A 25,993-nucleotide genomic window follows, 5' to 3' on the forward strand; every position below is an offset into this window, starting at 1 on the left:
TGCACTTCTGCGGCGAGATCCGCTTGAACCACTGGTACCGCTGCGCGGCCGACTGGCACACGGAGCCCGTCATCAAGCAGATCTACGAAACGATTTCGCGCGACGAGGCGCGTCATGGCGGCGCGTACCTGCGCTACATGAAGAAGGCGCTGAACAACTGCGGCGACGTCGCGCGTGCGGCCTTCGCGAAGATCGGCGTGCTGATGGCGTCGGCGCGCCGCACCGAGAAGCCGCTGCACCCGACCAACCTGCACGTGAACCAGGCGCTGTTCCCGCGCGACACCGTGCAATCGCGCCTGCCGGATCCGGAATGGCTCGAGCGCTGGCTCGACGAGCAGATCCGTTTCGACGGCGAGTGGGAGAAGAAGGTGGTCGAGCGGATTCTGCACAACCTGTCGATCCTGTTCGAGCGCACGTTCGCCACCGCGCAGGAGCTGAACCGCTACCGCAAGGAAGTCACCAGCCGCCTGCAGGCCGAAAGCGGCCCGTCGTCGGCCGCGCAGCCGGCCTGAGGCCGGCAGGTGCCGGCGCCGGCGCGCGTCGTGCCCGATTCGCGCCCGGCTCGCGGCCGGTGTCGCGTGTGTTGCGTGAAGCCCGCCCGGCCGGTCCGGCGGGCTTTTTATCTGGCGCTGCCGTCGCGCGCGCCGTGGTTCATTCCGTCCTGTCGCCATCATGTCCGCCACCTTCGAACGCAAGTTGATCACCCGTGACGCCCTCGTCGCGCTGCGTGCGGCGCTGCCGTCGCCCGTCGTGTTCACCAACGGCGTGTTCGACATCCTGCATCGCGGTCACGTCACGTATCTCGCCGATGCGAAAGCGCTCGGCGCGTGCCTGATCGTCGGCGTGAACAGCGATGCGTCGGTGCGCATGCTCGGCAAGGGCGACGACCGGCCGATCAACCGCGAAGAGGATCGCGCGGCATTGCTCGCGGCGCTGGAAAGCGTCGACTGGGTCGTGACGTTCGGGGAAAAGACGCCCGTGTCGCTGATCGAGGCCGTCCGTCCGGACATCCTCGTGAAGGGCGGCGATTACGACATGGACGCGCTGCCGGAATCGGCGCTCGTGCGCGGCTGGGGCGGCCGGGCGCTGGCGATTCCGTTCGAGCACGACCGCTCGACCACCGCGTTGCTGAAGAAGGTGCGCGCGCAACAGTCCTGAGCGCGGCGCGGCGCCGTCACGGGGCCGATGCCGCGAGCGGCGCGGTCGTGACGGCCGGCGCCGCGATCGGGCCGCCGACCACGGGCTGGTCGGTCGCGCGCATGAGCGGTGTCACGCGCAATGCGTCGGGCCGCACCTGCCGCGACAGCACGCCGGGTTCGCGCGGTCCGGCCGCCGGCAGCGGCCCGAACACGCCGCGCGCCACCACGAACGCGAGCATGTTGGCGAGAAAGAGAACAGCGATCAGCCAGCGCAGCATCGTCGAAACTCCTTGTCGTCATTGACGTGGTTCACGTCGTTCAGTCGAGCCGGCCGAAGGGCCGGCTTTTTTCATGGCTTCCGTTGACCTGACCGTTCGTGCGGGCCGCAGGCGCGGCACCGCGCGTATTGCATCGTCGGCGTGACGCGGGCCCGCCTGGGCTTGCATCGGCCCGCGCCGCCGCGCGCCGGCACGCGCACGTCAATCCGGCGCCGTTGCCGGGTCGCCCGCATCGGCTGCGATCAGCGCGAGCCCGGACAGGATCAGCGCGTCATGCCGCGTATGCGCGACCGTCAATGCACGTGCGACGTCGTCCGCCGCACCGCCTGCCAGCACGAGCCGCACGGGCGCCTGCCAGGCATCGGCGAGATCGCGCCATGCGCGTTCGATGAGGCCGGCCTGCGCGTACAGGCAGCCGGCCGACAGCGAGCGCGGCGTATCGACCTGGAACGGCTCGGCCTGCGCGCCCGCGAGCAGGCCGCTTGCGATATCGGTGGTCAGCGTCGGCAACTGCGCGGTGTGCGTGCCGAGCGCGCGCATCATCAGCGCCCAGCCCGGCGCGATCAGCCCGCCGGTGAACCGGCCGTCCGCGCGCAGTGCCTCGAGTGTCGTCGCGGTGCCGAACGTCGCGATCAGCAGATGCTCGCCCGGAAACGCCGCGTGCGCGCCGATCAGGCCGGCCCAGCGGTCGCTGCCGAGCTGTTCGGGCGTCGTATAGCCGTTCGTCACGCCGCATTGCGCGGGCCGCGAGCGGATCGTCGTGCGCTGCAGGCCCGGCCAGCGTGCGTCGAGCAGCGCGTCGATCCGTGCGGCCACGTCGGCGCCTGCGACGTTCGAGATCCAGGCGCCGCGCGGCCTCGGCACGCGCGACCAGTCGGGATCGGCGCCGCCGTCGCGCGTGTGGCCGAACGCGCCCGTGTCGACGAGCGTGCGCCGCGCGTCGGCGAGCGCCCATTTGATCCGGCTGTTGCCGGCGTCGATCAGCAGGTACGGTTCGCTCATTGCGCTTCGCGCAGCGACACGTCGCCGGCCGCGATCGTTTGTACGCCGTTCGGCGTGTCGAGCAGCAACTGGCCGGTCGCGTCGATGCCCGTCGCGATGCCGCGTGCGCGTTCGACGCCCTGTTCGAGCAGCACGACTTCGCGGCCCGCGTATGCGTGCAGCGCGTGCCAGCGCGGCAGGAACGGCGCGAGGCCGTCGGCGCCGAATTGCGCGAGCGCGGGCGTGAGCGCGTTCAGCGACGCGGCGAGCGTATCGGTGAGGTTCGCCGACGCGCACGCGGTCGACAGCGCGGCGGGCGGGAGCCCGCTTGCGAGCGTCGCTTCGCGCGCGCGCAGCGCGTCGACCTGCGCGGCCACGGCTTGCGCGCCGCGCACGTTGATGCCGAAGCCGATCACGACGGCGGTGGCGTCGGCGGTGGTCCAGACGGTTTCGATCAGGATCCCGGCGAGCTTGCCGACGATGCGCGGCGCGCCGTCGTCGGCGGCCGTCAGCAGCAGGTCGTTCGGCCATTTGAGCGCGACGCGCATGCGGGCGTCGAGCGGCAGCGTGGCCAGCCCTTCGGCGAGCGCGACGCCGATCGCGATGCTGAGGCCGCCGAGCGCATCGACGGCGCGCGGCACGATGCAGCCGACCGAGCACAGCAGCGCATTGCCGGGCTGCGCGAACCACGGGCGGCCCTGCCGGCCGCGGCCGGCCGTCTGCTCGAACGCGACGCGCACGAGCGGCGCGGGCAACGCGTTCGCGCCGCGCGGCAGCGCCTTGAGCCGGGCCGCGACGTCGGCGTTGGTCGAGCCGGTGGCGGCGACGATGTCGAGCGGCCACGCGCGCGGCGCGGCGTCCAGGTGTGCCTCGAGCCGGTTGCGCGCGATGTGCGCGTCGCCGGATTCGGGCGTGTCGGAGGAGGTGGGGGCGTTCATGGCGCCTATTGTAGCGACAGGGGGCGGTGGGAGTTGGCAAGCGGGCAGGCGTGTGTCGAGGCGCTTGTCCGGATCGTCGCGACAGGTCCGCTCGAATTGCGTCGCCGCCAGGCGAAGGTATCGCGTTCTCAAGCGGAAGGGCATCGTCACGATAGGTGAAGTCGCCCGGCTCTTGTTCGTGTTGAAAACATATAGTCGACCCATATTAATTGATTGCGATTTCGAATACGTCTGATTGATTGCCTCGTGCGGATTGGGCATTTTGGATTCCAGCCATTGACGACGAGGAATCCAGATGAGCAACGGGCAAGCGTCACCAGCATTTTCTTTCATGGTTATTTGCCGGCTTGCTGCGCAGAGTGGTCGGCTTGTCCTGGACGGCAAGAAGGCAGTCATCGCGTCGGCAGCGGTTCATTCCGCTACGGACGAGAAGCGTTCGGGCCGGACGTTCCGTGGCTGGCCGGCATGATTCGCTATTTCCTTGCCAAAGGCGACCGGGGCGGTAACGCCGTGATTACGGAAGGGCTGGAGTTCGTCACGTGTTCCAGTCCACCCCCACGTGTACAGATCGCCACGCTTTACATGAAAACCTACTGCGCGGCTTGCAAACAGGAAGGGTTCATCGCGCCGGAAGGTCCGCGTTTGCCGGGTACGGGGCCCAATGGTCGGCAGTGGGCATTGAGTGGCGATGTCAACGTATGCGGATGTAGTCCGCCCCCCCGTCTTCTATGCCGAGCGTGGCATGAAGATGATTCTGACGTCACGAGATGCAGCCGGCGCCGAGAAGAAACTGCGAATGGCGGAGATCGACGAAAGAGAAGATACCGCACCACGATCTCGCACTGCTCCCATCTATGACGAACAGGTGCGCGCCTGCATCGGCACTACGCTATCTCAGAATTATCCGTATTTGATAGAAATGGCCGATGGGCGGACGATCGCGGGCCGCGTCGATACCAACGGCCGGTTGCCGCGCATTCATACCGAGATCTCCGGAAGTTACCAGGTATATTGGGGTGAGGATGCGCTTGCCCACGAGGACTGGCCGCCATGCCAAACAGACCGACAACCGTAACAACGAACACGACGCCTGATTCGATCAAGGGTGTGCAACTCAGGGCAGTAACATTCAAGGAACTGTGGGCCGCGTATCCGTCGGGCAATCCTTATAAGAATCCCGCTTATACCAATCAATGCGCCATTCGGTTGAGCGTCGCGCTTCACCGGGTCGGCATAGAAATGAAGTCATTTTCGTCGAAACTGGTCAAGCCGCTTGGCGGTCAGTCGAGCATCGGGCGTATCCTGTTGAACGGGCGAGCAACTGCCACGCGCGCCAACGAGCTCGGCGAGTGGTTGAGGCTGCAACCATTTGCAGGGCTGGGAAAGGCGGAAAACGTCACCGGCAACAATTGGAGGGATAGGGTCGAAGGGCGAACAGGCATCATCATGTTTGACGGCTACTGGACTCGCGAGGGCGAGGCAGATGCAAATGCAAGCGGTGGGCACATTGATCTATGGAATGGGGAAAAACTCACGGGATTCGGTACTGGAATTCGAATCCGCTGGAATATCGTGATTCCTGGATTTTGGTCCGATTTTCGTGTTTCGAAAAGAATCCTGTTTTTTCCGATCAAATGAAACTATTGGGATTTACCATCGGTGCAATTGCCGGCTCGGCCGTGACCACACTCGTTTGTTGGGGTGGGTTGTATTTGTTCGGCGTTTTGATTCTTCACGGAAGGGGCAGTCTGTTCGATACGCACCCGAGAGTCGCCCACCTGTTTTTTTTCGGTTGGTTGGTATCCGTGGCTGTGGTCTCGGTAATCGGCGGCTGGTGTGGTTGCGTCTGGGGGAGAAACCGGGAAGGAAAAATGCGGGAAGGGGATTGAGGTGCGCTCGCCCGGGCCCCGCAACCGATTCCGCGTGACGGCGATCGATGAGCGGGGCGTTAGATCATGCGGATGACTCGCGCCACGGCAAGCGCGAGCCGAAGGACTATCGCGTCACGGCGCGACGACCGGATGCTTCAGCGCATGCGCGGTCTCGATCCACTGCGCGTGGAATTCGTCCGCGTCGGGCCGAAGCCCGAGTTCGCCGTTGCGATAGGCCATCGCGAGCGCCTGCACGGCTTCCGGTAGCTCGTGCTCGGCGGCCCGGCGATACAGCGCGAGTGCGCGCGCGTCGTCGCGCGGCACGCCGCTGCCGTCGCGGTACGCGTTCGCGAGCATGAAGTCGGCAGCCGGAATGTCCGCGCGCGACGCGACGTCGAACCAGTGCGCGGCCTGCGCCGGGTCGGCCGCGATGCCGTAGCCGCTGCGGTAGATCAGCCCGAGGTAATACGCGGCGGCCGGGTCGCCCTGTTCGGCCGCCGCGCCGAGCAGCGCGCGGGCGCGTGCATAGTCTTTCGGGAAGTCGCCGCTGCCGAGCAGCAATGCCTTGCCGAGCGCGAGCCGCGCGCGCCGCGCAGCCGGCGCGTCGGCCCGGCCGTCGGCCGCCGCCGCCGTTTCCAGCCAGCCGCGCCCCTCGTCGCGCAGTCCCGGTTCGTGCGCATCGACGAGCGCGATGCCGAGCGCCGCCTGCGCGGCGCCCGAGCCGCGGCGCGCGAGCGTGCGCAATTGGGCCAGCGCATGCGGCTCGGCCGCCTGCGTGACCATCGCCTGCCATTCGTCGAGCTGCGCGGCGCTCGGCGCGGGGCCGGCGCCGCGCAGGCCGGCGGCCGCGACGATGGCCGCGACGGTCGCGGCCGCCGCCGCGAGCAGCGCGGCCGGCGGGAGTTTCGCGCGCAGCACGCGCCGCGCGGCGGCAGCGAGGCCGGTTTCGGCGGGCCGCATCGTCCGGATCGGTTGCATCGCGTGTCTCATTGCGTGAGGTCGATTTCGTAGGTCGCGAGGTTCTTGCCCGAGCCGTCGTCGGCCGCGACCTGCGTGATGCCGGTCAGGCCGGCCGCCGCCGCGTCGCCGAGGCGGTTCGGCGCGGACGCGAACCGCACGTGCGCGACCGAGCTCGCGAGCTTCGTGAAGCGCCAGCTGCGCTGCGCGCCGTCGGCCGCGCGCGTGATCGCGCCGCGCTTCTTGATGAACGCGATCAGCACGTCGCGGTTCGCGTCGGGCGACGCGAAGATCGTCTTGCTGCCGTCGAGGCCGGGGAAGTTGCCGCCGCCGCTCGCGCGGTAGTTGTTGGTCGCGACGATGAACTGCGCGTTCGGATCGATCGCCGCGCCCTTGTACGTCAGGTTCCTGATCCGGCTGCCGACCGGCTGCGTGACGTCGATTTCATACGCGAGATCGGCCGACGTGAACATGTCGAAGTTGTAGCCGGGGAAGGTGCTGACGAGCGGCTGCACGGTCGCCTGCGTCGGGTCGATCCGGTTGAAGCGCTTCGCGGCCGTCTCGAGCCAGTTCTTCACGTCGGCGCCGCTCACCTTCACCGCGTACACGGTGTTCGGATACAGGTACAGGTCGGCCGCGTTGTTGATCGCGAGCGCGCCCGGCGCGACGTCGGTGTAGTCGGTGCCGCCGCCGAAGCCGCTCTTGAACGGCGCGCTGACCGACAGCACCGGCAGCGACGCGTACTGCGGCAGGTTCGCCTGCACGTACGTCTTCACGTAGTCGGCCTGCGCCTCGTTGACGATCTGGATCGCGCCCGGATCGCCGACGTCCGCGAAGTACGTGTTCATCCGGTAGTCGGTCGAGCCGATCGGCGTCTTCACGTAGTCGATCGTCGCCTGGTGCTCGGCCGCGATCGCGGCGGAAACCGACGGGTCGGCCGCGACGTAGCTCTTGTCGGCGTTCTGGATCGGCCGCGCCTCGACGGTCGTCTGCGACTGGTCGACGGCCCACGTCTTGCCGTCGAACCGCAGGCCGAGCTTGATCACGCCGAGGTGCTTGCCCCAGTAGTTGGCCATCACGGTCGGCACCCCGTTGACGGTGCCCTTGACCTTGTCGACGCCCGGCAGGTTGAACTGCGACACGGTGCTGTTCGCGTCCGGGAACACCTGGTGCGAGTGGCCGATCAGCATCGCGTCGATGCCGGGCACCTTGGACAGCCACCAGCTGCCGTTTTCCATCGTCGGCGAGTACGCGGAATTGTCGAGGCCGCCGTGCGAGATCGCGACGACGAGATCGGCGCCCTTCGCGCGCATTTCCGGAATGTACTTCTCGGCCGCTTCCTTCAGCCCGGTCGTGTAGACCTTGCCGTCGAGCCAGCGCTTGTCCCAGTTCATGATCGCGGGCGGCGTGAAGCCGATGATGCCGATCTTCACGGGCGCGCTGACCGTCTTGCCGTCCGGCGTCGTGGCCGTCACCGTGCGCGTCAGGATCGTGTACGGCGCGAACAGCGGCGCGTTGGTCTTCGCGCTGATCACGTTCGCGAGCACCTGCGGGAAATTCGGGCCCGCGCACTTCTTCTGCTGGGCCGGCGCCGGCAGGCCGTCGATCTCGAACGTGTTGCCGGTCACCTGCGACAGGTACGGCAGCCCGTAGTTGAACTCGTGGTTGCCGATCCCGCCGCCGTCGAATTTCGCGGCGTTCATCACCTTGTAGATCGCGAGCGTCTGGTCGCAGCCGACCGGCTTCACGAGCGCCTGGTAGTCCGACAGCGCGGTGCCCTGGATCGTGTCGCCATTGTCGAGCAGCAGCGTGTTCGGGTACTGCTTGCGCGCCTGCGCGATCAGCGTCGCCACGCGCTCGAAGCCGAGCGAATTGTCGGCGGCGAGTTTGAAATAGTCGTACGACAGCACGTTGGTGTGCAGGTCGGTCGTCTCGAGCAGCGCAAGCGTGGCCGTCGTGCCGACGGGCGCCTGGGCCTCGGCCTGCGACGGCGGCGTGGCGGTGACGTCGTCGCCGCCGCAGCCGGCGAGGACGAAGGCGAGGCTGGCGAGCGCGGCGGCGGCCGGTACGTGGCGGCGAGAAAGCGGGGGGAGACGCATCGGATGTCCTGTTCGGTGTTCTGTTTTATCAAACGCGAGGTACGCACGAATGGCGGCGCGGCGCGCCGACGGCCTGACGTGCGGCGCGTGAGAGTATCGAAAGGAAACGTGACGGAACAATGAAAGGTCGCGATACCGGCCACGGGCCCAGGCCCGTTATCGGCATGAACAGGCCCCGCGACGCTCGGCGGCGTCGGGGCACGGCCCAGCCGGCCCGGCTCCGGCCCGGCGCCCCGGCCGCGCCCCGAGCCCGGTGCCCCGCCCACATCCTCACGTCGCGGCGCCGGGCGGTTCGCTACAATGGCCGCTGTCATCCTTTTGCAAACAACCTGCCCTTGGACTTCGAGACCCCTCCCGGCCTGTCGGTCGACGCCGGCGGCCAGGGCCAGACGGTGCGCCTGACCGGCCAGTGGACCGCGCTCTCGCTCGCGCGCAACCGCGGCGCCGTGGCGCGCCGCATCGCGAGCATCGCCGCCGGGCGCGTCATCGAATGGGATCTGTCCGGCATCGAGCGGCTGGACCACGTCGGCGGCCAGGCGCTGTGGCGCGTGTGGGGCCGCAAGCTGCCGGCGGGCGTCGCGCTGAGCGCCACGCAGCGCACGATCTTCGAGCGCATCGAGCGGCTCGACAGCGCGCGCGAGGCGCCCGAGCGCGTGGTGCGCGTCGATCCCGTCACGCGGCTCGGCCAGGCGATCTTCGCGTTCGGCGAACACCTGCAGGGCGGCATCGCGATGTTCGGCCTCGTGATCCTCGACGCGCTGTCGGTGCTGCGCCGCCCGAAGACGATGCCGTGGAAGGAAACCTCGGCGAACATCTACAGCGCCGGCGCGCAGGCGCTGCCGATCACCGCGCTCGTCGCGTTCCTGATCGGCATCGTGCTCAGCTACCTGTCCGCGCAGCAGCTGCAGATGTTCGGTGCGAACCGCTACATCGTGAACATTCTCGGGCTGTCGGTGATCCGCGAGCTCGGCCCCGTGCTGTCGGCGATCCTCGTCGCGGGCCGCTCGGGCTCCGCGATCACCGCGCAGATCGGCGTGATGCGCGTGACGGAAGAGCTCGACGCGATGCGCGTGATGGGCATCCCGCACGGGCTGCGGCTGATCCTGCCGCGCGTGCTCGCGCTCGGCGTCGCGATGCCGCTGCTCGTGATGTGGACCAACATCATCGCGCTGACGGGCGGCGCGCTTGCCGCGAAGATCGTGCTCGGCATCGACATCAACTATTTCGTGCGTTCGCTGCCGGGCGTGGTGCCGATCGCGAACCTGTACATCGGCGTCGGCAAGGGCGTCGTGTTCGGCATGCTGATCGCGCTGGTCGCGTGCCATTTCGGCTTCCGGATCAAGGCGAACTCGCAGAGCCTCGGCGAAGGCACGACCACGTCGGTCGTGTCGTCGATCACGGTCGTGATCCTCGCCGACGCGGTGTTCGCGATCCTGTTCCAGAACGTGGGGCTCGGATGAACGCATCGAACGAAACGACCGCGCATGCCGCGGCCATCGGCGCCGGGTCGGTCGGCCCCCGGCCGGGCGCCGCCGGCGATGCCGGCGATCTCGTGATCGAGGTGCGCAACCTGACCAAGCGCTACGGGCGCAACATCATTCACCAGAAGCTCGACTTCGACGTGCGGCGCGGCGAGATCGTGTCGATCGTCGGCGGCTCGGGCTCCGGCAAGACGACGCTCGTGCGGCAGATCCTCGGCCTCGAACGGCCGACGTCGGGCACGATCAAGGTGTTCGGCGAGGATACGGCGACGATCGACGACGCAAGCGCGCGGATGATGCGCACGCGCTCGGGGATGCTGTTCCAGCAGGGCGCGCTGTTCTCGTCGATGACGGTGTTCGACAACGTCGCGCAGCCGCTGCGCGAGCTCGGCCGCGTGCCGCCGGATCTGCTGCACGACATCGTGATGCTGAAGCTCGAGATGGTCGGGCTGCCGTGCAAGCACGCGTCGAAGATGCCGGCCGCGCTGTCGGGCGGGATGGTGAAGCGCGTCGGCATCGCGCGCGCGATCGCGCTGGAGCCCGAGCTGCTGTTTCTCGACGAGCCGACGGCCGGCCTCGATCCGCAGGCGTCGGACGAATTCGTCGAGCTGATCGCGACGCTGCACCGCACGCTCGGGCTGACCGTCGTGATGGTGACGCACGACCTCGACACGATGGTCGCGCTGTCGACGCGCGTCGCGGTGCTGGCCGACCGCAAGGTGCTGGTCGCGGCACCCGTCGAGGAGGCCGCGAACGTCGATCATCCGTTCATCCACGAATATTTCCTGGGGCTGCGCGGGCGCCGCGCATTGCAGGCGCTGCCGCCCGAGCGGCGCGCGAAGCTGCCGAAGGCGGCCCTCGAACCGGCGCTGTCGAGCGTCGAGCTGTAGAAGCAAGGAACCCGCGAATGGAAAACAAATCACATGCGTTCTGGGCCGGCCTGTTCACGATCGCGCTGACGCTCGCGATCGCGGGCACCGTGTTCTGGTTCAACGTCGACCGCACCGTGCGCGTGCCGTACGACCTGCTCGCGCGCACGAACGTGACGGGGCTCTTTCCGGACGCGGCCGTGCGCTTTCGCGGCCTCGACGTCGGCAAGGTGCAGTCGATCGGCTTCGACCGCACGCATCCGGGCCAGATCCGGATCCGCATCCTCGTCGATCACGACGCGCCGATCACGCAGTCGACCTACGGCAGCCTCGGCTTCCAGGGCGTGACCGGCATCGCGTTCGTGCAGTTAGAGGATACGGGGCGCGATCTGTCGCCGCTGCCGTCGTCGCCGAAGGCGATCGCGCAGATCCCGATGCGGCCGAGCCTGTTCGACCAGATCCAGGAACGCGGCGACGTGCTGCTGCGGCAGCTCGAACTGGCCGCGAAGAGCGCGAACGCGCTGATGTCGCCCGAGATGCGCGAGCAGCTGCGTGCGACCGCCGAAAGCCTGCAGCACGCGGCCGACGGCGCCGCGACGCTGACGAAGCAGCTCGGCCCGGCCGTCACCGCGCTGCCGGAGACGATGCACGAGGTGAACCGCGCGATGGCGTCGGCGAACACGCTGCTGCAGCCGAACGGGCCGCTCGTGTCGAACCTGAACAAGGCCGGCACGGCCGCCGAGCAGGTCGGCGTCGCGCTGAACGGCCTCAACGCGCGCGTGCAGTACGACACGCTGCCGCGCTTCAATGCGCTGGCCGACAGCGTCGGCGACGCGTCGCGGCAATTGAAGGACGTCGCCGGTGAACTCGGCCGCAACCCGCGCAGTCTGTTGTTCGGATCGCCCGGCGCGGCGCCCGGGCCGGGCGAAGCGGGCTTCGTCTGGCCGGGTGCGACGGCCGGGCACTGACGCCCATCGAAACCGGAAACCTTACGCAGGAATACGCCATGCCACGAATCCTTGACCGCGCGCTGCGCCCGGCAGCGGCCGCGCTTGCCGTACTGACGCTCGCGGCGGCGGCCGGCTGCGCCGGCAACAGCGCGGTGCTGTCGAACATCCGCTACGACCTGGGGCCTGCGTCGTCGGTGGCGACCACCGGTTCGGGCCCCGCGCTGAAGGTGCTCGACGTCGCCGCGCCCGACGCGCTCGATTCCGACAAGTTCGCGTACCGCCTCGCCTATGCCGATGCGCAGCACGTGGCCGTCTATCGCGACAGCCGCTGGACCGCGCCGCCCGCGCAACTGCTCACGCAGCGCCTGCGCGGCGCGCTGTCGTCGCGCGGCACGGTGCTCGAAGGCGTCGACGGCGTGCGCGCGCCGACCCTCAAGGTGGACCTGAGCGAATTCGAGCAGGTCTTCGACGGGCAGTCGCAAAGCCACGGCGCGGTGACCGCGCGCGCGACGCTCACGCTCGACGGCAAGGTGCTCGGCCAGCGCACGTTCGTCGCGCGCGCGCCGTCGAGCACACCCGACGCGGCCGGCGGCGCGCGTGCGCTCGCCGCGGCCAGCGACGAACTCGTGTCGCAGATCGCCGCGTGGGTCGGCGTGCAGGCGTACGCGGGCACGCCGTGACGCCCGACGCGCAGCCGCGATTGCATCCGCGATGAACGTACCGGGCACGCATCGCGCGTCGCCGCTCGCGCGGCAGGCGTTTGCCGCTTACGCGGCGCTGATCGTCTATGCGTCGCTGTATCCGTTCGATGGCTGGGTGTCGCTCGGCATCGGTCCGTTCGATTACCTGCTCGCGCCGATGCAGCGGTACGTGACGGCGTTCGACGTGGTCACGAACGTGCTCGGCTATCTGCCGTTCGGCGCGCTCGGCGTGCTGGCGCTGCACCCGCGCTGGCGCGGCGTGGCCGCGACGCTGATCGCGGGCGCGCTCGGCGTGCTGCTGTCGGGCGCGATGGAAGCGCTGCAGACCTACCTGCCGACGCGCGTCGCATCGAATCTCGATCTCGGCGCCAACGCGCTCGGCGCGCTGCTGGGCGCGGCGCTCGCCGCGCCTGCCACCGGCGCGCTGCTCGACCGCGGCGTGCTGCGCCGGCTGCGCTTCGCGTGGCTCGAGGCCGACGGTTCGACGCCGCTGCTGCTCGCCGCGCTGTGGCCGTTCGCGATCGTGTTTCCGTCGCCGTTCCTGTTCGGCATCGGCGACTGGCCGGCCGCGCTGTGGGAGCGCGCCGACGCGTCGATGCAGGACGCGCTGCTCGCGTGGCTGCCGGCCGCGTGGCACGTCAGCGAATGGCCCGAGCGGGTCGACGGCTGGCTGTCCGATTCCGCGTGGGAAGCCGTGCTCGGCGGGCTGATGCTGTTCGCGGCGCTGGCGATCGCGTCGCTCGCGATGCGCCCGCGCGCGCCGCGCATCCGGCTGCTAATCGCGCTGGTGGTCGCCACGCTCGTGCTGAAGGCGGCCGCGACGTTCATGCAGTCGGCTACCGGCCTCGTCGTCGTGTGGGCGACGCCCGGCGCGCGGCTCGGCATCGAGCTCGGTTTCGCGGCGGCGCTCGTCGCCTTGCGCGTGCCGGCAACGTGGCGCGCGATGCTCGCGGCGCTCGCGCTCTTGGCCGGCGTCGCGCTCGTGAACCTGCTGCCGGTCAACCCGTTCTTCGACTTCACGCTGTCGGGCTGGCGGCAGGGCCGCTACGTGCACTTCAACAGCCTCGCGCGCTGGCTCGCGTGGATCTGGCCCTACGCGGCGCTGATCTGGCTCGGCCAGCGCGTCGAGCACGCGTGGCTGCCGGCCGCGCTGCGCCGCTGACGCGGCAGCCGGCGGCGGCCGCGCCGCGGGCAGCCGCGTGCGCCGGTCGCTATAATCGTCCGCATCCTCCGTTGCCGCGTCGCGCAACGGCAATTCATCGCCCCTCTTTGCGCACGGCCTCGCGCCGGGCCGCTCGTCATCACCATGGATTCCTACTACCAGCACCACGTCTTCTTCTGCCTGAACCAGCGCGATCCGGGCGCCGAGCGTCCGAGCTGCGCGCAATGCAATGCGCAGACCATGCAGGAATACGCGAAAAAGCGCGTGAAGGAGCTCGGTCTCGCGGGGCCCGGCAAGGTCCGCATCAACAAGGCCGGCTGCCTCGACCGCTGCGAGGAAGGGCCGGTGATGGTCGTGTATCCGGAAGGCACGTGGTACACGTACGTCGACCAGGCCGACATCGACGAGATCGTCGAGTCGCACCTGCGCGACGGCAACGTCGTCGACCGCCTGAAGATCTGAGCGGGCCGGCGCAATGAACGTTCATACGCAGAAATCGCTGATCGCGGGCCCGGTCGGCCAGATCGAAATCGCGGTCGACCTGCCCGACGCCGTGCGCGAGGGCGGCGACGCGCCGCGCGGCATCGCGCTCGTCGCGCATCCGCATCCGCTGTTCGGCGGCACGATGGACAACAAGGTCGCGCAAACACTGGCGCGCACGCTCGTGCAACTGAATTACGTCGTCTACCGGTCGAACTTCCGCGGCGTCGGCGCGACCGAAGGCGTGCACGACAACGGCACGGGCGAGGCCGACGACCTGCTCGCGGTGCTCGCGCACATGCGCGCGCAGCCCGCGTATGCGGATCTGCCGCTCGTGCTCGCGGGTTTCTCGTTCGGCACCTTCGTGCTGTCGCACGTCGCGAAGCGACTGCGCGACGCGGGCGAGACGATCGAGCGGATGGTGTTCGTCGGCACGGCCGCGAGCCGCTGGCAGGTGGCCGACGTGCCGGAGAACACGCTCGTGATCCACGGCGAGACCGACGACACGGTGCCGATCGCGTCGGTGTACGACTGGGCGAGGCCGCAGGAGCTGCCGGTCGTCGTGATTCCCGGCGCCGAGCATTTCCTTCATCGCAAGCTGCACGTGCTGAAGCGCATCATCGTCGACGCGTGGCGCTAGCCCGCATGCGGGCGCCGGCCTGAGCCCGGTGCCCGTATCACGTACCGGCGCATCCGGTCGGTGCGCACTCCTTGCCGCGCGCAACCTCGCGCGACATCGCGCCACACTGCGCGGCGCGGTGCCGGCTCGGGGGCCGCGCAACGCGAGTGGCACGCCGCCTGCGCCCGCCTTTCGCGCGGCTTCGCGCATGCCTGCCCGCTGCATTCCCGTGTCATGCTCTCGCAGCCGATAGGCGGGCGCCTGCCGCCCGGTTCGCGAAAACGCCGTTCGCGGCCACGTATAATGGCCGCTTCCGCGTTGCCCGCGGCCCGGCTGGGCCCATGCGGCGCTCGTTTCGCCGCCTGTCCGCCCGCTCGCGACGGCCGCGAACCGAACGCGCCCGCACGAGTCCAACCGGCGCGTTTCGCGTCGCCCGACGGTGTCGGGCGAGCGCCCGACACGCCCGCCGCCTTGCCGTTCAACCCTGCGCGTTTCGCACCGCACTTTCTGCCATCAGCCTGAATCGATCATGCGTCTGTCTTCCCAAGGCCTCAAGTCCCTCGCTTCCTCCATCGCCTTCGGCACCGCCGCGCGCAACGTCGCGCTCGGCGTGATGCTGCCCGTCGCGCTCGCCTCGACGATCGTCGTCGCCGAGGCGAAGCCGGCCGCCAAGGCCAAGGCCGCGCATGCGGCGCCGGCCGCCGAGCAGTTCACCGGCGCGCCCGCGACCTACATGCCGGGCGCGGTGCCGCCGCCGGGCGTGAACGCGCGCTCGTGGGTGCTCGTCGACGCGACGAGCAACACGGTGCTCGCATCGGGCAACGCGGACGAACGCGTCGAGCCGGCGTCGCTGACGAAGCTGATGACGGCGTACCTCGTGTTCGAGGCGCTCGACAAGAAGAAGATCTCGATGGAGCAGATCGTCACACCGAGCGAGGCCGTGCGCCGCGTCGGCCGCGACGAGTCGCGCATGTTCATCGAGGCGAACAAGCCGGTGTCCGTGCACGACCTCGTGTACGGGATGATCATCCAGTCGGGCAACGATGCCGCGATCGCGCTGGCCGAACTCGTCGGCGGCAGCGAAGGGCAGTTCGTCACGCTGATGAACGACGAGGCGCAGCGCCTCGGCATGAAGGGCACGCACTTCGCCGACGTGAACGGCATGCCCGACCCGAACCACTACACGACGGCCGGCGACCTCGCGAAGCTGTCCGCCCACCTGATCCGCGATTTTCCGCAGTACTACGGCATCTTCTCGGAGAAGGAATTCAAGTACAACAACATCCGCCAGGGCAACCGCAACCGGCTGCTGTGGCTCGACCCGACGGTCGACGGCCTGAAGACGGGCCACACGCAGGCGGCTGGCTACTGCCTGATCGCATCGGCCAAGCGCGCGATTCCGGGCGTCGACGGCCAGCGCCGCCTCGTGTCGGTGATGATGGGCGAGCAGAAGGAAAGCGATCGCACGCAGGACAGCATGAAGATGCTGAACTACGGCTACAGCGCGTTCGATTCGGTGCGCCTGTTCAAGGGTGGCCAGGCGATCTCGACGCCGCGCATCTACAAGGGCAAGGACAACACCGTGCAGGTCGGCGTGAAGAGCGACCAGTGGGCGACCGTGCCGCGCGGCCTCGGCGACAAGGTCAAGACCGAAGTGGACGTCAACGCGCCGCTGATCGCGCCGCTCGCGCAAGGCCAGCAGGTCGGCACCGTGAAGATCGTCGCCGACGGCAAGACGCTGTCCGAATTCCCGGTCGTCGCGCTGCAGGCCGTGCCGGAAGCGGGTATCTTCGGTCGTATCTGGGACTCGATCCTGCTGATGTTCAGCAAGAAGAAGTAAGCGCGACGGGCCTTTGTTTTCACGACTTCATCCCCATCTGACATAGCCATGAGCCAAGCCGAATTCGAACCGATCGTCTACCTCAGCGTCTCGTCGCAGGAGGAACTGGTGCCGCTGTCGGAAGCCCGTGTGCCGGTGCTCGACCGCGGATTCATCTTCGGCGACGGCGTGTATGAAGTCGTCCCCGTTTATGCGCACGACGGCGCGCACGTGCCGTTCCGGATCGAGCAGCATCTGGAGCGGCTCGCGCGCAGCCTGAAGAAGATCGGCATCGACAACCCGCACGACGCGGCGGGCTGGCGCGCGCTGATCGAGCGGCTGGTCGCGGCGAACGCCGAAGGCCTCGGCGACGGCAACGCGCTCGTCTACCTGCAGGTGACGCGTGGCGTCGCGAAGCGCGGCCACGCGTTCCCGGCGAACGCGGTGCCGACGGTGTTCGCGATGACGAGCCCGCTGCGGCTGCCGTCGGAAGCGGAGCGCGCGAACGGCGTGCGCTGCGTGACGGCCGAGGATCGCCGCTGGCTGCATTGCGACATCAAGTCGATCTCGCTGCTCGGCAACGTATTGATGGCGCAGCATGCGGCCGAACGCGATGCGTTCGAGACGATCCAGCTGCGCGACGACAACGTGACCGAAGGGTCGTCGTCGAACGTGTGGATCGTGAAGAACGGCGAACTGTTCGCGCCGCCGCGCAGCAACAGGATCCTCGAAGGGATCCGCTACGCGCTCGTCGAGCAGTTGGCCGAGGAATGCGGGATCCGGTTCGTCGCGCGCGAGATCAGCGAGGTCGAACTGCGCTCGGCGGACGAAATCATGATCACGTCGGCCACGAAGGAAATCCTGCCTGTCACGTCGCTCGACGATCTGCCCGTGCAGGGCGGCAAGCCGGGGCCCGTGTTCGCGGCGTTGTACGACGCGTACCAGCGTGCGAAGGCACGCGAGTTTGAACAGTTTGACCTAACCCGGAGAAAGTGATGAGCGAACCGACCAAAACCGTCGAGGTGACCGGCGCGATCGAGACCCGGAAGGAGTCGCTGCTGGAGTTTCCGTGCGATTTCCCGATCAAGATCATGGGCAAGGCGCACCCCGAGTTCAAGGACACGATCTTCAAGGTCGTCGCCGTTCACGACAACGAGATCGACGTGGAGAAGATCGAGGAGCGCGCATCGAGCGGCGGCAATTACACGGGCCTCACGATCACCGTGCGCGCGACGAGCCAGGAACAGCTCGACAACATCTACCGCGCGCTGACCGGCCATCCGATGGTTAAGGTCGTCCTTTAAGCGTCCGTTCCGGCGTCCGGGATCAGCGCAAACGGCCGCTGATCCCTTTCCATCCTCCCTCCAGCGCGCACTCGGCGGGGCATTTCCCCGCCGCGCGCCGCGCGTCCAGCTCGTCGCACAGCCGCTTGAATTCGGCCACTTCCTCGAACAGCCAGGTCCGGAACGCCTGCACGCGCGGCGTGTTCAGCAGCGGCGGCGGACACACGAAAAAATAGTGCCACGGGCTCGGCCCGTCGATGTCGAACAGGCGCACGATGCGCCCGTCGAGCAGGTCGTGCACCGCGAGCGAGCGGCGCACCAGCGCGATGCCCTGGCCCTCGATCGCGGCCAGCAGCAGGTTCGACGAATCCTGGTACAGGATCCCGCGTTTCGGCTCGGTCAACGTATCGAGCCCGGCCGCGTCGAACCACGGCCGCCACAGTTCGTCGTCCGAGCGCAGCAGCGGGTAGTGCACGAGATCGGCGGGCGTCTGCGGCAGCTTGCCGCCGTTCAGCGTCGGCGCGCACGCCGGAAAGAACACCTCCTCGAACAGCGGCTCCACGTGGAGCCCCGGATAGCTGCCGAAGCCGAAGCGGATCGCGAGATCGACGTCGTCGCGCGCGAAATCGGTGAGCGAGTTGGTCGACTGCAGCTCGACGTCGATTTCCGGATGCCGTTCGATGAACGTGCCGATGCGCGGCGTGATGAAGCGCGCGGCGAACGACGACAGCATCGACACCACCAGCCGCCGGTCGCGGTCGCTCGCGCGCACGTCGCGCGTCGCGTCGGCGATCACCATCAGCGCGGTGCGGACCTGCTGCGCGTAGCGCATGCCGGCGTCGGTCAGGCACAGCCGCTTGCCGTTGCGGGTGAAGAGCTGCACGCCGAGCTCCTCCTCGAGCGCGCGCACCTGGTGGCTGACCGCGCCGTGCGTGACGAACAGCTCGTCGGCGGCGCGCGAGAAGTTCTCGTGGCGGGCGGCGGCCTCGAACGCGCGAATCGCGTTCAGCGCCGGGAGCTGGCGGAGGTCCATTTGCTAATTTTCCTCACATCGTCGTGAAAATTGGTCGTTTGGTCGGACGCCTTTGAATGACTACGATTGTAGCCATCGAAGCACTTATTGGCGGAGTCGATCATGCAAGAAATCTCTTCAAGCATCACGTTCGAAATTCCCCCGGGCGAAACCGTGCCGATGAAGGTGCAACGCAGCACGCGGCTGACCGTCCAGTGCGGGCCGGTCTGGGCGACGCGCAGCAACGACGTCGACGACTACTTCCTAGCCGACGGCGAGACGCTGAAGCTGCGCCGCGGCGAACGGCTGTGGCTCAGCGCGGAAGGCCGCGAGGGCGCGTGTGTCGCGTTCTCGGTGTCGCGGCCGCCGCGGGAGGTCGCGCTCGGCGGGCTGACCCGGCTGCGCGAACGCGTGAGCGCGCTGTTCCACGACGGCTGGCGCACCGTCTGACCCTCGTTTCATCCGACGGATACCGGCGATCCGTCCCCTGCCCAGGCCGGCGAGACCCAAGGGTTTTCGGTAAACTACCGCCCATGTCCGTTTCGCCGGTTTCCATCGTGTCCACGCCTGTCGCCGTTTCCGCATCGCCCGCCGGAGCCCCGGATCAGCCAGTCACCGTGCGGTGGCGGGGCCGCGAGGCGTACGAAGCGAGCTTCGACGCGATGCGCGCGTTCACCGACACGCGCACGGCCGACACCGGCGACGAGATCTGGGTGGTCGAGCATCCGCCCGTCTACACGCTCGGCCAGGCCGGCGACCCCGCGCACCTGCTGGTGGCCGACAGCGGCGTGCCGCTCGTGAAGGTCGACCGCGGCGGGCAAATCACCTACCACGGCCCCGGCCAGATCGTCGTCTACCTGCTGCTGGACCTGCGCCGGCGCAAGCTGATGGTGCGCACGCTCGTGACGAAGATCGAGGAGGCCGTGATCGAAACCCTCGCGGCGTATAATCTCGCTTCGGTCCGCAAGGCGGGCGCGCCGGGGATCTACGTGGCATCCGGCGTGCACGAGGGCGCGAAAATCGCCGCGCTCGGCCTGAAGATCCGCAACGGCTGCAGCTATCACGGGCTGAGCCTGAACGTGAAGATGGATCTGCGCCCGTTTCTTGCGATCAATCCGTGCGGCTATGCCGGACTGGAAACCGTCGACATGGCGAGCCTCGAGGTTGCCGCCGACTGGAACGACGTCGCCCACACGCTGGTGAGCCGTCTGATCGCCAACCTCGACGGCGCACCCGCGGCCGCCGACAAGCCGCACGCACTGGAACAATCGAATGACTGACGTTACCGCTTCTCCCGCACCGGCCGATTCGGCCGCGACCCCGGCCTACGATCCGACCGCCAAGCAGAAGGCGCAGGCGAAGACGGCGCGCATTCCGATCAAGGTCATTCCGATCGAGAAGCTGAAGAAGCCCGAGTGGATCCGCGTGAAGGCGGCCACCGGCAGCTCGCGCTTCAACGAGATCAAGACGATCCTGCGCGAGCACAACCTGCACACCGTGTGCGAGGAAGCGAGCTGCCCGAACATCGGCGAATGCTTCGGCAAGGGCACCGCGACGTTCATGATCATGGGCGACAAGTGCACGCGCCGCTGCCCGTTCTGCGACGTCGGCCACGGCCGTCCCGATCCGCTCGACGCGGACGAACCGAAGAACCTCGCGCGCACGATCGCCGCGTTGAAGCTCAAGTACGTGGTGATCACGAGCGTCGACCGCGACGACCTGCGCGACGGCGGCGCCGCCCACTTCGTCGAATGCATCCGCGAAGTGCGCGAGCAGTCGCCCGACACGCGCATCGAGATCCTGACGCCGGACTTCCGCGGCCGTCTCGACCGCGCGATCTCGATCCTGAACGCCGCGCCGCCCGACGTGATGAACCACAACCTCGAAACGGTGCCGCGCCTGTACAAGGAAGCGCGCCCGGGTTCTGACTACGCGCACTCGCTGAAGCTGCTGAAGGACTTCAAGGCGCTGCATCCGGACGTCGCGACGAAGTCGGGCCTGATGGTCGGCCTCGGCGAGACCGAAGAGGAAATCCTGCAGGTGATGCGCGACCTGCGCGCGCACGACGTCGACATGCTGACGATCGGCCAGTACCTGCAGCCGTCCGAGCACCACCTGCCGGTGCGGGCTTACGTGCATCCCGATACGTTCAAGATGTACGAGGAAGAGGCGTACAAGATGGGCTTCACGCACGCGGCCGTCGGCGCGATGGTGCGCTCGAGTTATCACGCCGATCTGCAGGCGCATGGGGCGGGGGTGGTCTGAGCGCCGCGCTCGCGTCCATCGGCAGAAGTCCCGCAATTCACAAAGCCCGCAGCGATGCGGGCTTTTTCGTTGGCGCGGCGGTTATCCGTGCCTGCGCACGGCAATCGTTACCCGACCGGACGCGCAATCCGGTCGAGCATGAAAAGCAAAGCTGAAACGGCATCGATAGCTTCGCAGGATAAGTTCGCTCCCGCCGCGCGCAAAGCCCGTAAAGTCGGCTCTCCCGCAGCAATGCCCGTATTCCGAAGGAGAGCCGCATGTCCCGTTTCAGCTTCGTCCGCCGCGCCGTCGTCGCGCTGACCGCCTTTGCCGCGCTCGGCGCGGCGCACGCCGAATCGCGCGAGGTCGTGATCGCGTACCAGGACATGGTCGTGCCGTGGCGCTACGCGCAGGCGAGCGGTGAAGTCGAAAAGGCGACCGGCTACAAGGTCACGTTCCGCAAGCTCGACAGCGGCGCCGACGTGATCCGCGCGCTCGCGTCGGGCTCCGTGCAGCTCGGGGAAGCCGGGTCGAGCCCGATCGCGGCCGGCCTGTCGCAGGGGCTCGACATCTCGCTGTTCTGGGTGCTCGACAACATCAACGACGCCGAGGCGCTCGTCGCGCGCAACGGCTCGGGCGTCACGAGCATCGCGGCGCTGAAGGGCAAGAAGATCGGCGTGCCGTTCGTGTCGACGTCGCATTTCCACACGCTCGTCGCGCTGCAGGCCGCGGGCGTCAATCCGAACGACGTGAAGATCGTCAATCTGCGTCCGCCCGAAGTCGCGGCCGCATGGACGCGCGGCGACATCGACGCGACCTATATCTGGGATCCGGTGCTCGCGAAGGTCAAGCAGTCGGGCACCGTGCTGACGACGTCCGGCCAGGTGGCGAAAGAAAGTGGCAAGGCGACCTTCGACGGCTTCGTCGTGAGCCGCAAGTTCGCGCGCGAGAACCCCGAGTTCGTCACGCGTTTCGTGAAGGTGCTCGCGGCGGCGGACGCCGACTACCGCGCGCATGCGGCGGCGTGGAAGGTCGGCTCGCCACAGGTCGCGGCGGTCGCGAAGGTGTCCGGCGCGAACGCGCAGGACGTGCCGGCCAGCCTCGCGCTCTACGCGTTCCCGACGGCGGCCGAGCAGGCTTCGCCGACGTGGCTCGGCGGCGGCGCGCAATCGGGCGCCGCGAAGTCGCTCGCGGCCACGGCCACGTTCCTCAAATCGCAAGGCACGATCCAGACGGTGCTCGCCGACTATTCGGTCGGCGTCGATCCGCAGTTCGTGCAGAAGGCCGCGCGCTGAGCGCGGCGGTTCAGCCCACTCGTCGCGGAGCCCTTCGATCATGAGCACGCTGGAAGTCCGTCAGGTATCGGTCGCCTACCCGGGCGAGCGCGGCAGGCCGACGACGCAGGCGCTCGCGCGCGTCGACCTGCGCATCGATGCCGGTGAATTCGTCGTCGCGCTCGGTGCATCCGGGTGCGGAAAGACGACGCTGCTCAACTGCATGGCCGGCTTCGTCGCGCCGACGACGGGCGACGTGCGCGTCGACGGCGTGCCGGTCACGGGCCCCGGCGCCGATCGCGGCGTCGTGTTCCAGAAATACGCGCTGCTGCCGTGGCTCGACGTGCTCGACAACGTCGCGCTCGGGCTGCGCTTCGCGCGCGTGCCGAAGGCCGGGCGCGAAGCGCGGGCGCGCGAGATGCTCGCGCTCGTCGGCCTCGAGCGTCATGCGCATGCGCGCGTGTACGAGCTGTCGGGCGGGATGCAGCAGCGCGTCGGCATCGCGCGTGCGCTCGCGAGCGACCCGCGCGTGCTGCTGATGGACGAGCCGATGGGCGCGCTCGACGCGATGACGCGCGGCACGATGCAGGCGCTCGTGCTCGACGTGTGGGCGCGCACCGGCAAGACGGTGTTCTTCATCACGCACGACGTGGAGGAGGCGTTGTTCCTCGCGACGCGTCTCGTCGTGATGACGCCAGGCCCCGGCCGCATCGCAGAAACCTTCGCGCTGCCGTTCGCTCGGCGTTACGTCGAATCGCGCGATGCGCGCGCGGTGAAGTCGTCGCCGGAATTCATCGGCTGGCGCGAGCGGCTGATCGCGTATCTGCATCGCGACGACGCAGTCGCGGAGCCCGCGTGATGAGCGAGCTCGCGCGACACGGCGTGGCCGTCGGGCGCGGCCGGAACAGCACTTTGCACAGGCAGGACGACATGAGCACGCAGGATTCCTGGGCGGCCGATCGCGCGCCCGCCGATTTCGAAGAACGGGATGCGCGCGCGGCGCAGCGGCGCCACGCGGCGCGTCCCGCACGCCCATCGCACCGCTACCGGTTGCCCGGGCAAGGGAAAACGGCCGCGCTCAGCACGGCGACGATCGCGGCGCTGGCCGTGCTGTGGTGGGTCGCGACGCATCTGCAGTGGCTGCCGCCGCTGTTCCTGCCCGCGCCCGAAGCGGTGTGGACTGCGTTCGTCGACGCGTGGCACGGCCGTATCCAGGGCGGCCTGCCGCTGTCCGACCATCTGTTGTGGAGTGCCGCGCGCGTGTTCGGCGCGTTCGTGCTCGCGACCGCGATCGGCGTGCCGGCCGGCATCCTGATGGGCGTGAGCCGCATCGCGCGCGGCGTGCTCGATCCGCTGCTGGAGTTCTATCGGCCGCTGCCGCCGCTCGCCTATCTGCCGCTCGTCGTGATCTGGTTCGGCATCGACGAGACGGCGAAACTCGTCGTGATCTTCCTCGCGTGCTTCGCGCCGATCGCGATGGCCGCGCGCGCCGGCGTGCGCGCGGCGACGGTCGAGCAGATCAACGCCGCGTATTCGCTCGGCGGCAGCTTCGCGCAGATCGTGCGCCACGTGGTGCTGCCCGCCGCGCTGCCGGAGATCCTCACCGGGCTGCGGATCGCGATCGGGTTCGGCTGGACGACGCTCGTCGCGGCCGAGATGGTCGCCGCAACGGCCGGGCTCGGGCAGATGGTGCTCAACGCATCGAGCTTCCTGCGCACCGACATCGTCGTGATGGGCATCCTGATCATCGGCGCGATCGCGTGGCTGTTCGATCTCGCGATGCGCTGGGTCGAGCGGCGCGTGGTGCCGTGGAAGGGAAGGGGTTGACGTCATGCAGGCAGCGGCGGCGCACGCGCGTCGCCGCTGCCTGTCGCACTCAATCCCCCATCGCGACCCCTTCGCGCCGCGGATCGGCCCCGCCGAACCACACCGTCTGCCCCTGCACGTTCAGCCGCTGGATGCCCTGCAGCCCCGAGTTCATCTCGACGACCCGCACGTCGTGCCCGCGGCCCTTCAGCCCGTCGGCGAGCGCGTCCGATACGCGGCCGCGTTCGAGCTGCGTTGGCCCGTTCATCGACCCGAAGTTCGGCAGCGCGATCGCCTGCTGCATCGTCATGCCCCAGTCGAGCACGCCGACCAGCGTCTTCGCGACGTGATTGATGATCGCGGGGCCGCCGGCCGAGCCGACGATCATCGTCACCTGCTTCGTCTTCTTGTCGAACACGAGTTCCGGCGACATCGCCGAGCGCGGCCGCTTGCCGGGCTGCACGCGATTGGCGACCGGCCGGCCGTTCTCGCTCGACACGAACGAGAAATCGGTCAACTGGTTGTTCAGCATGAAGCCGCGCACCATCAGCCGCGAGCCGAACGCATCCTCGATGCTGGTCGTCATCGACAGCGCCTGGCCGTAGCGGTCGACGATCGCGATGTCGGACGTCGACGGCAATTCGGGGCTGCGGTCGTCGGCCAGCGCGAGCGTCGCGCCCTGCGGCGTGCCGGCCTGCGCGACGCCCATGCTGGTGTCGCCGATCAGTCGCGCACGCTGCGCGAGATAGGCCTTGTCGGTGAGGCTCGCCCAGTTGCCGCCCGGCAGCGGCACGAAATCGGGATCGGCGACGTAGCGCGCGCGGTCCGCATACGCGAGGCGCCCGGCCTCGCTGAACAGATGCGCGGCGAACGGCGTCGGCTCGTAGCCGACTTCGTTTCGCACCGGCTTCTGCGCGCCGATCTGCTGCCAGTCGGGCATCGCCTCGAGCATGCCGAGCATCTGCGCGATCGCGAGGCCGCCCGACGACGGCGGCGGCATTCCGCACACGACCGAGCGCCGGTAGTCGGCGCACAGCGGCGCACGCACCTTCGCCTGGTAGCGTGCGAGATCCTGCAGCGACAGCAGCCCGGGGTTGGTCGGGTGCTTGCGCACCTTCGCGACGATGTCGCGCGCGATCGCGCCGTTGTAGAACGCGTTCGCGCCGCGGTCGGCGACCTGGCGCAGCACGGTCGCGAGCGCCGGGTTCTTCAGCACCGTGCCGGCGGCCTTCGGCGTGCCGTCGGCGTTGTAGAAATAGGCGCGGGCCGCCGGATCGTTCTTCAGGTACCTGTCGTTCGCGATCAGCATCGCCAGGCGCGGGCTGATCGTGAAGCCGCGCTCGGCGAGCCGGATGGCCGGCTGGAACAGCCGCCGCCACGGCAGCTTGCCGTGCGCGCGGTGCGCGGCGTCGAGCATGCGCAGCACGCCCGGCGTGCCGACCGAGCGTCCGCCGACGACGCCTTCGTAGAAACTCATCGGCTGGCCGGTCGGCCCGTAGAAGAGGCGCTCGGTCGCGGCGGCCGGCGCGGTTTCGCGGCCGTCGTACGCCTGCGTCGCCTTGCCGTCGAAGTACAGCATGAACGCGCCGCCGCCGATGCCCGACGATTGTGGCTCGACGAGCGCGAGCACCATCTGCGTCGCGATCGCCGCGTCGATCGCGGTGCCGCCCGCCTTCAGCATGTCGTAGCCGGCCTGCGTCGCGAGCGGGTTCGCGGCCGCGATCATGAAGTGCTGCGAGGTCCAGCCCGGCTTGTCGGTCCAGCCGGACGACAGCTCGGGCGCGTGGAAGCCGGGCAGCGGCACGGCCGCGCCCGATGCGGCGGCGACGGGCACCACCGCGCTCGACGACGGCGCGGACGGGGACGTGCAGCCGGCGCCGAACGTGACGAGCGCGACGGCGGCAGCGAGCGTCCAGGGACGCGAATGCGGACGAATCCGGTCGAACATTGAACCCTCGGCGGCAGTGAATTCGAACGAGACGGCGGCGTTGACGTTGACGTCGGCACGGGCGCAGCGGCGCCGCCCGCCC

At 68.7% G+C, this 25,993-nt stretch carries 26 protein-coding genes and 1 pseudogene; 20 read left to right on the forward strand and 7 right to left on the reverse strand.

Features of this window, described 5'->3' with window-relative positions:
- A pseudogene (locus LGM42_RS20975) lies at positions 1-512 on the forward strand (ferritin-like domain-containing protein); the annotation flags it as partial.
- Positions 513-672: 160 nt separating this feature from the next.
- Positions 673-1,158 (forward strand): D-glycero-beta-D-manno-heptose 1-phosphate adenylyltransferase, encoded by a 486-nt coding sequence (rfaE2, locus tag LGM42_RS20980; protein ID WP_060312424.1) that lies wholly within the window; start codon positions 673-675, stop codon positions 1,156-1,158.
- Between the two features lie 16 nt (positions 1,159-1,174).
- On the opposite strand, the gene LGM42_RS20985 is transcribed toward rfaE2, so the two are convergent.
- The 3 genes from LGM42_RS20985 to LGM42_RS20995 all read right to left on the reverse strand — a co-directional run bounded on the left by LGM42_RS20985 (position 1,175) and on the right by LGM42_RS20995 (position 3,336).
- Complete coding sequence (locus LGM42_RS20985; protein ID WP_059575981.1) at positions 1,175-1,417, reverse strand: hypothetical protein; 243 nt, start codon at positions 1,415-1,417, stop codon at positions 1,175-1,177.
- A gap of 201 nt (positions 1,418-1,618) precedes the next feature.
- Entirely contained in the window at positions 1,619-2,419 is an 801-nt protein-coding gene (locus LGM42_RS20990; protein WP_060312426.1) for a type III pantothenate kinase, read from the reverse strand.
- Positions 2,416-3,336 (reverse strand): biotin--[acetyl-CoA-carboxylase] ligase, encoded by a 921-nt coding sequence (locus LGM42_RS20995; RefSeq protein WP_226233091.1) that lies wholly within the window; start codon positions 3,334-3,336, stop codon positions 2,416-2,418. The genes LGM42_RS20990 and LGM42_RS20995 overlap by 4 nt, the downstream gene beginning before the upstream one ends.
- A gap of 742 nt (positions 3,337-4,078) precedes the next feature.
- On the opposite strand from LGM42_RS20995, the gene LGM42_RS21000 reads away from it, so the two are divergent.
- Together LGM42_RS21000 and LGM42_RS21005 are read left to right on the forward strand one after the other, a co-directional pair.
- Positions 4,079-4,411, forward strand: coding sequence for a hypothetical protein (locus LGM42_RS21000; protein ID WP_226233092.1), 333 nt, complete (start codon positions 4,079-4,081; stop codon positions 4,409-4,411).
- Positions 4,387-4,974: a type VI secretion system amidase effector protein Tae4 gene (locus LGM42_RS21005; RefSeq protein WP_081059261.1), complete on the forward strand. Its 588-nt coding sequence runs from the start codon at positions 4,387-4,389 to the stop codon at positions 4,972-4,974. The genes LGM42_RS21000 and LGM42_RS21005 overlap by 25 nt, the downstream gene beginning before the upstream one ends.
- A 365-nt stretch (positions 4,975-5,339) precedes the next feature.
- Here the strand turns inward: LGM42_RS21005 and LGM42_RS21010 are convergent, their stop codons facing one another.
- Both LGM42_RS21010 and LGM42_RS21015 read right to left on the reverse strand, forming a co-directional pair.
- Entirely contained in the window at positions 5,340-6,185 is an 846-nt protein-coding gene (locus LGM42_RS21010; RefSeq protein ID WP_226233093.1) for a tetratricopeptide repeat protein, read from the reverse strand.
- 8 nt (positions 6,186-6,193) lie between these two features.
- A complete protein-coding gene (locus LGM42_RS21015; RefSeq protein ID WP_226233094.1) occupies positions 6,194-8,263 on the reverse strand; it encodes a bifunctional 2',3'-cyclic-nucleotide 2'-phosphodiesterase/3'-nucleotidase in 2,070 nt (689 codons plus the stop codon).
- 335 nt (positions 8,264-8,598) lie between these two features.
- Here LGM42_RS21015 and LGM42_RS21020 point away from each other — a divergent pair, with 335 nt between their 5' ends.
- From LGM42_RS21020 to LGM42_RS21065, 10 genes are all read left to right on the forward strand, one after another.
- Complete coding sequence (locus LGM42_RS21020) at positions 8,599-9,723, forward strand: MlaE family ABC transporter permease (protein ID WP_059575991.1); 1,125 nt, start codon at positions 8,599-8,601, stop codon at positions 9,721-9,723.
- Entirely contained in the window at positions 9,720-10,634 is a 915-nt protein-coding gene (locus tag LGM42_RS21025) for an ABC transporter ATP-binding protein (RefSeq protein ID WP_060312434.1), read from the forward strand. Before LGM42_RS21020 ends, LGM42_RS21025 begins: the two co-directional genes overlap by 4 nt.
- 17 nt (positions 10,635-10,651) lie before the next feature.
- Entirely contained in the window at positions 10,652-11,581 is a 930-nt protein-coding gene (locus LGM42_RS21030) for an MlaD family protein (protein WP_059575996.1), read from the forward strand.
- A 38-nt stretch (positions 11,582-11,619) separates the two neighbouring features.
- Entirely contained in the window at positions 11,620-12,243 is a 624-nt protein-coding gene (locus tag LGM42_RS21035; protein ID WP_059575998.1) for an ABC-type transport auxiliary lipoprotein family protein, read from the forward strand.
- Between the two features lie 31 nt (positions 12,244-12,274).
- Positions 12,275-13,426 (forward strand): VanZ family protein, encoded by a 1,152-nt coding sequence (locus LGM42_RS21040; protein ID WP_060312439.1) that lies wholly within the window; start codon positions 12,275-12,277, stop codon positions 13,424-13,426.
- Positions 13,427-13,570: 144 nt separating this feature from the next.
- Positions 13,571-13,888: a (2Fe-2S) ferredoxin domain-containing protein gene (locus LGM42_RS21045; RefSeq protein ID WP_050018157.1), complete on the forward strand. Its 318-nt coding sequence runs from the start codon at positions 13,571-13,573 to the stop codon at positions 13,886-13,888.
- Between the two features lie 13 nt (positions 13,889-13,901).
- Positions 13,902-14,546: an alpha/beta hydrolase gene (locus LGM42_RS21050; protein ID WP_104011865.1), complete on the forward strand. Its 645-nt coding sequence runs from the start codon at positions 13,902-13,904 to the stop codon at positions 14,544-14,546.
- Positions 14,547-15,054: 508 nt separating this feature from the next.
- Positions 15,055-16,365, forward strand: coding sequence for a D-alanyl-D-alanine carboxypeptidase family protein (locus tag LGM42_RS21055; RefSeq protein ID WP_099316857.1), 1,311 nt, complete (start codon positions 15,055-15,057; stop codon positions 16,363-16,365).
- 48 nt (positions 16,366-16,413) lie between these two features.
- Positions 16,414-17,340 (forward strand): D-amino acid aminotransferase, encoded by a 927-nt coding sequence (locus LGM42_RS21060; protein ID WP_226233095.1) that lies wholly within the window; start codon positions 16,414-16,416, stop codon positions 17,338-17,340.
- On the forward strand, positions 17,340-17,648 hold the full coding sequence (locus tag LGM42_RS21065) for a YbeD family protein (protein ID WP_011546305.1): 309 nt from the start codon (positions 17,340-17,342) through the stop codon (positions 17,646-17,648). Before LGM42_RS21060 ends, LGM42_RS21065 begins: the two co-directional genes overlap by 1 nt.
- A 22-nt stretch (positions 17,649-17,670) precedes the next feature.
- On the opposite strand, the gene LGM42_RS21070 is transcribed toward LGM42_RS21065, so the two are convergent.
- Positions 17,671-18,660 (reverse strand): transcriptional regulator GcvA, encoded by a 990-nt coding sequence (locus LGM42_RS21070; RefSeq protein WP_059576008.1) that lies wholly within the window; start codon positions 18,658-18,660, stop codon positions 17,671-17,673.
- 102 nt (positions 18,661-18,762) lie between these two features.
- Here LGM42_RS21070 and LGM42_RS21075 point away from each other — a divergent pair, with 102 nt between their 5' ends.
- The 6 genes from LGM42_RS21075 (at position 18,763) to LGM42_RS21100 (ending at position 23,984) form a co-directional block, all read left to right on the forward strand.
- Positions 18,763-19,089, forward strand: coding sequence for a DUF2917 domain-containing protein (locus LGM42_RS21075; protein WP_059642796.1), 327 nt, complete (start codon positions 18,763-18,765; stop codon positions 19,087-19,089).
- Between the two features lie 83 nt (positions 19,090-19,172).
- On the forward strand, positions 19,173-19,919 hold the full coding sequence (gene lipB / locus LGM42_RS21080; protein WP_226233096.1) for a lipoyl(octanoyl) transferase LipB: 747 nt from the start codon (positions 19,173-19,175) through the stop codon (positions 19,917-19,919).
- Positions 19,912-20,904: a lipoyl synthase gene (gene lipA, locus LGM42_RS21085; RefSeq protein WP_059576014.1), complete on the forward strand. Its 993-nt coding sequence runs from the start codon at positions 19,912-19,914 to the stop codon at positions 20,902-20,904. Before lipB ends, lipA begins: the two co-directional genes overlap by 8 nt.
- Positions 20,905-21,161: 257 nt before the next feature.
- Positions 21,162-22,178: a taurine ABC transporter substrate-binding protein gene (gene tauA, locus LGM42_RS21090; protein ID WP_060966603.1), complete on the forward strand. Its 1,017-nt coding sequence runs from the start codon at positions 21,162-21,164 to the stop codon at positions 22,176-22,178.
- A 40-nt stretch (positions 22,179-22,218) separates the two neighbouring features.
- On the forward strand, positions 22,219-23,016 hold the full coding sequence (locus LGM42_RS21095) for a taurine ABC transporter ATP-binding protein (RefSeq protein WP_226233097.1): 798 nt from the start codon (positions 22,219-22,221) through the stop codon (positions 23,014-23,016).
- Positions 23,016-23,984: an ABC transporter permease subunit gene (locus LGM42_RS21100; RefSeq protein ID WP_060312449.1), complete on the forward strand. Its 969-nt coding sequence runs from the start codon at positions 23,016-23,018 to the stop codon at positions 23,982-23,984. Before LGM42_RS21095 ends, LGM42_RS21100 begins: the two co-directional genes overlap by 1 nt.
- A gap of 49 nt (positions 23,985-24,033) precedes the next feature.
- On the opposite strand, the gene ggt is transcribed toward LGM42_RS21100, so the two are convergent.
- On the reverse strand, positions 24,034-25,911 hold the full coding sequence (gene ggt, locus LGM42_RS21105; protein ID WP_226233098.1) for a gamma-glutamyltransferase: 1,878 nt from the start codon (positions 25,909-25,911) through the stop codon (positions 24,034-24,036).
- Between the last annotated feature and the right edge of the window lie 82 nt (positions 25,912-25,993).

The organism is Burkholderia sp. AU39826 (assembly GCF_020419965.1).
In the GTDB taxonomy this organism is placed as follows: Bacteria; Pseudomonadota; Gammaproteobacteria; order Burkholderiales; family Burkholderiaceae; genus Burkholderia; species Burkholderia semiarida.

Excerpts from the sequence above, each read along its gene's own strand:
- lipA (WP_059576014.1), top strand. The coding sequence starts at position 19,912 with ATGACTGACGTTACCGCTTCTCCCGCACCGGCCGATTCGGCCGCGACC.
- LGM42_RS21040 (WP_060312439.1), top strand. The coding sequence starts at position 12,275 with ATGAACGTACCGGGCACGCATCGCGCGTCGCCGCTCGCGCGGCAGGCG.
- LGM42_RS21030 (WP_059575996.1), top strand. The coding sequence starts at position 10,652 with ATGGAAAACAAATCACATGCGTTCTGGGCCGGCCTGTTCACGATCGCG.
- LGM42_RS20995 (WP_226233091.1), bottom strand. The coding sequence starts at position 3,336 with ATGAACGCCCCCACCTCCTCCGACACGCCCGAATCCGGCGACGCGCAC.
- LGM42_RS21015 (WP_226233094.1), bottom strand. The coding sequence starts at position 8,263 with ATGCGTCTCCCCCCGCTTTCTCGCCGCCACGTACCGGCCGCCGCCGCG.
- LGM42_RS21005 (WP_081059261.1), top strand. The coding sequence starts at position 4,387 with ATGCCAAACAGACCGACAACCGTAACAACGAACACGACGCCTGATTCG.
- LGM42_RS21060 (WP_226233095.1), top strand. The coding sequence starts at position 16,414 with ATGAGCCAAGCCGAATTCGAACCGATCGTCTACCTCAGCGTCTCGTCG.
- LGM42_RS21095 (WP_226233097.1), top strand. The coding sequence starts at position 22,219 with ATGAGCACGCTGGAAGTCCGTCAGGTATCGGTCGCCTACCCGGGCGAG.
- tauA (WP_060966603.1), top strand. The coding sequence starts at position 21,162 with ATGTCCCGTTTCAGCTTCGTCCGCCGCGCCGTCGTCGCGCTGACCGCC.
- LGM42_RS21025 (WP_060312434.1), top strand. The coding sequence starts at position 9,720 with ATGAACGCATCGAACGAAACGACCGCGCATGCCGCGGCCATCGGCGCC.
- LGM42_RS20985 (WP_059575981.1), bottom strand. The coding sequence starts at position 1,417 with ATGCTGCGCTGGCTGATCGCTGTTCTCTTTCTCGCCAACATGCTCGCG.
- LGM42_RS21070 (WP_059576008.1), bottom strand. The coding sequence starts at position 18,660 with ATGGACCTCCGCCAGCTCCCGGCGCTGAACGCGATTCGCGCGTTCGAG.
- LGM42_RS21065 (WP_011546305.1), top strand. The coding sequence starts at position 17,340 with ATGAGCGAACCGACCAAAACCGTCGAGGTGACCGGCGCGATCGAGACC.
- LGM42_RS21050 (WP_104011865.1), top strand. The coding sequence starts at position 13,902 with ATGAACGTTCATACGCAGAAATCGCTGATCGCGGGCCCGGTCGGCCAG.
- LGM42_RS21010 (WP_226233093.1), bottom strand. The coding sequence starts at position 6,185 with ATGCAACCGATCCGGACGATGCGGCCCGCCGAAACCGGCCTCGCTGCC.
- LGM42_RS21075 (WP_059642796.1), top strand. The coding sequence starts at position 18,763 with ATGCAAGAAATCTCTTCAAGCATCACGTTCGAAATTCCCCCGGGCGAA.
- LGM42_RS21055 (WP_099316857.1), top strand. The coding sequence starts at position 15,055 with ATGCGTCTGTCTTCCCAAGGCCTCAAGTCCCTCGCTTCCTCCATCGCC.
- ggt (WP_226233098.1), bottom strand. The coding sequence starts at position 25,911 with ATGTTCGACCGGATTCGTCCGCATTCGCGTCCCTGGACGCTCGCTGCC.
- lipB (WP_226233096.1), top strand. The coding sequence starts at position 19,173 with ATGTCCGTTTCGCCGGTTTCCATCGTGTCCACGCCTGTCGCCGTTTCC.
- LGM42_RS20990 (WP_060312426.1), bottom strand. The coding sequence starts at position 2,419 with ATGAGCGAACCGTACCTGCTGATCGACGCCGGCAACAGCCGGATCAAA.
- LGM42_RS21045 (WP_050018157.1), top strand. The coding sequence starts at position 13,571 with ATGGATTCCTACTACCAGCACCACGTCTTCTTCTGCCTGAACCAGCGC.
- LGM42_RS21100 (WP_060312449.1), top strand. The coding sequence starts at position 23,016 with ATGAGCGAGCTCGCGCGACACGGCGTGGCCGTCGGGCGCGGCCGGAAC.
- LGM42_RS21035 (WP_059575998.1), top strand. The coding sequence starts at position 11,620 with ATGCCACGAATCCTTGACCGCGCGCTGCGCCCGGCAGCGGCCGCGCTT.
- rfaE2 (WP_060312424.1), top strand. The coding sequence starts at position 673 with ATGTCCGCCACCTTCGAACGCAAGTTGATCACCCGTGACGCCCTCGTC.
- LGM42_RS21000 (WP_226233092.1), top strand. The coding sequence starts at position 4,079 with ATGAAGATGATTCTGACGTCACGAGATGCAGCCGGCGCCGAGAAGAAA.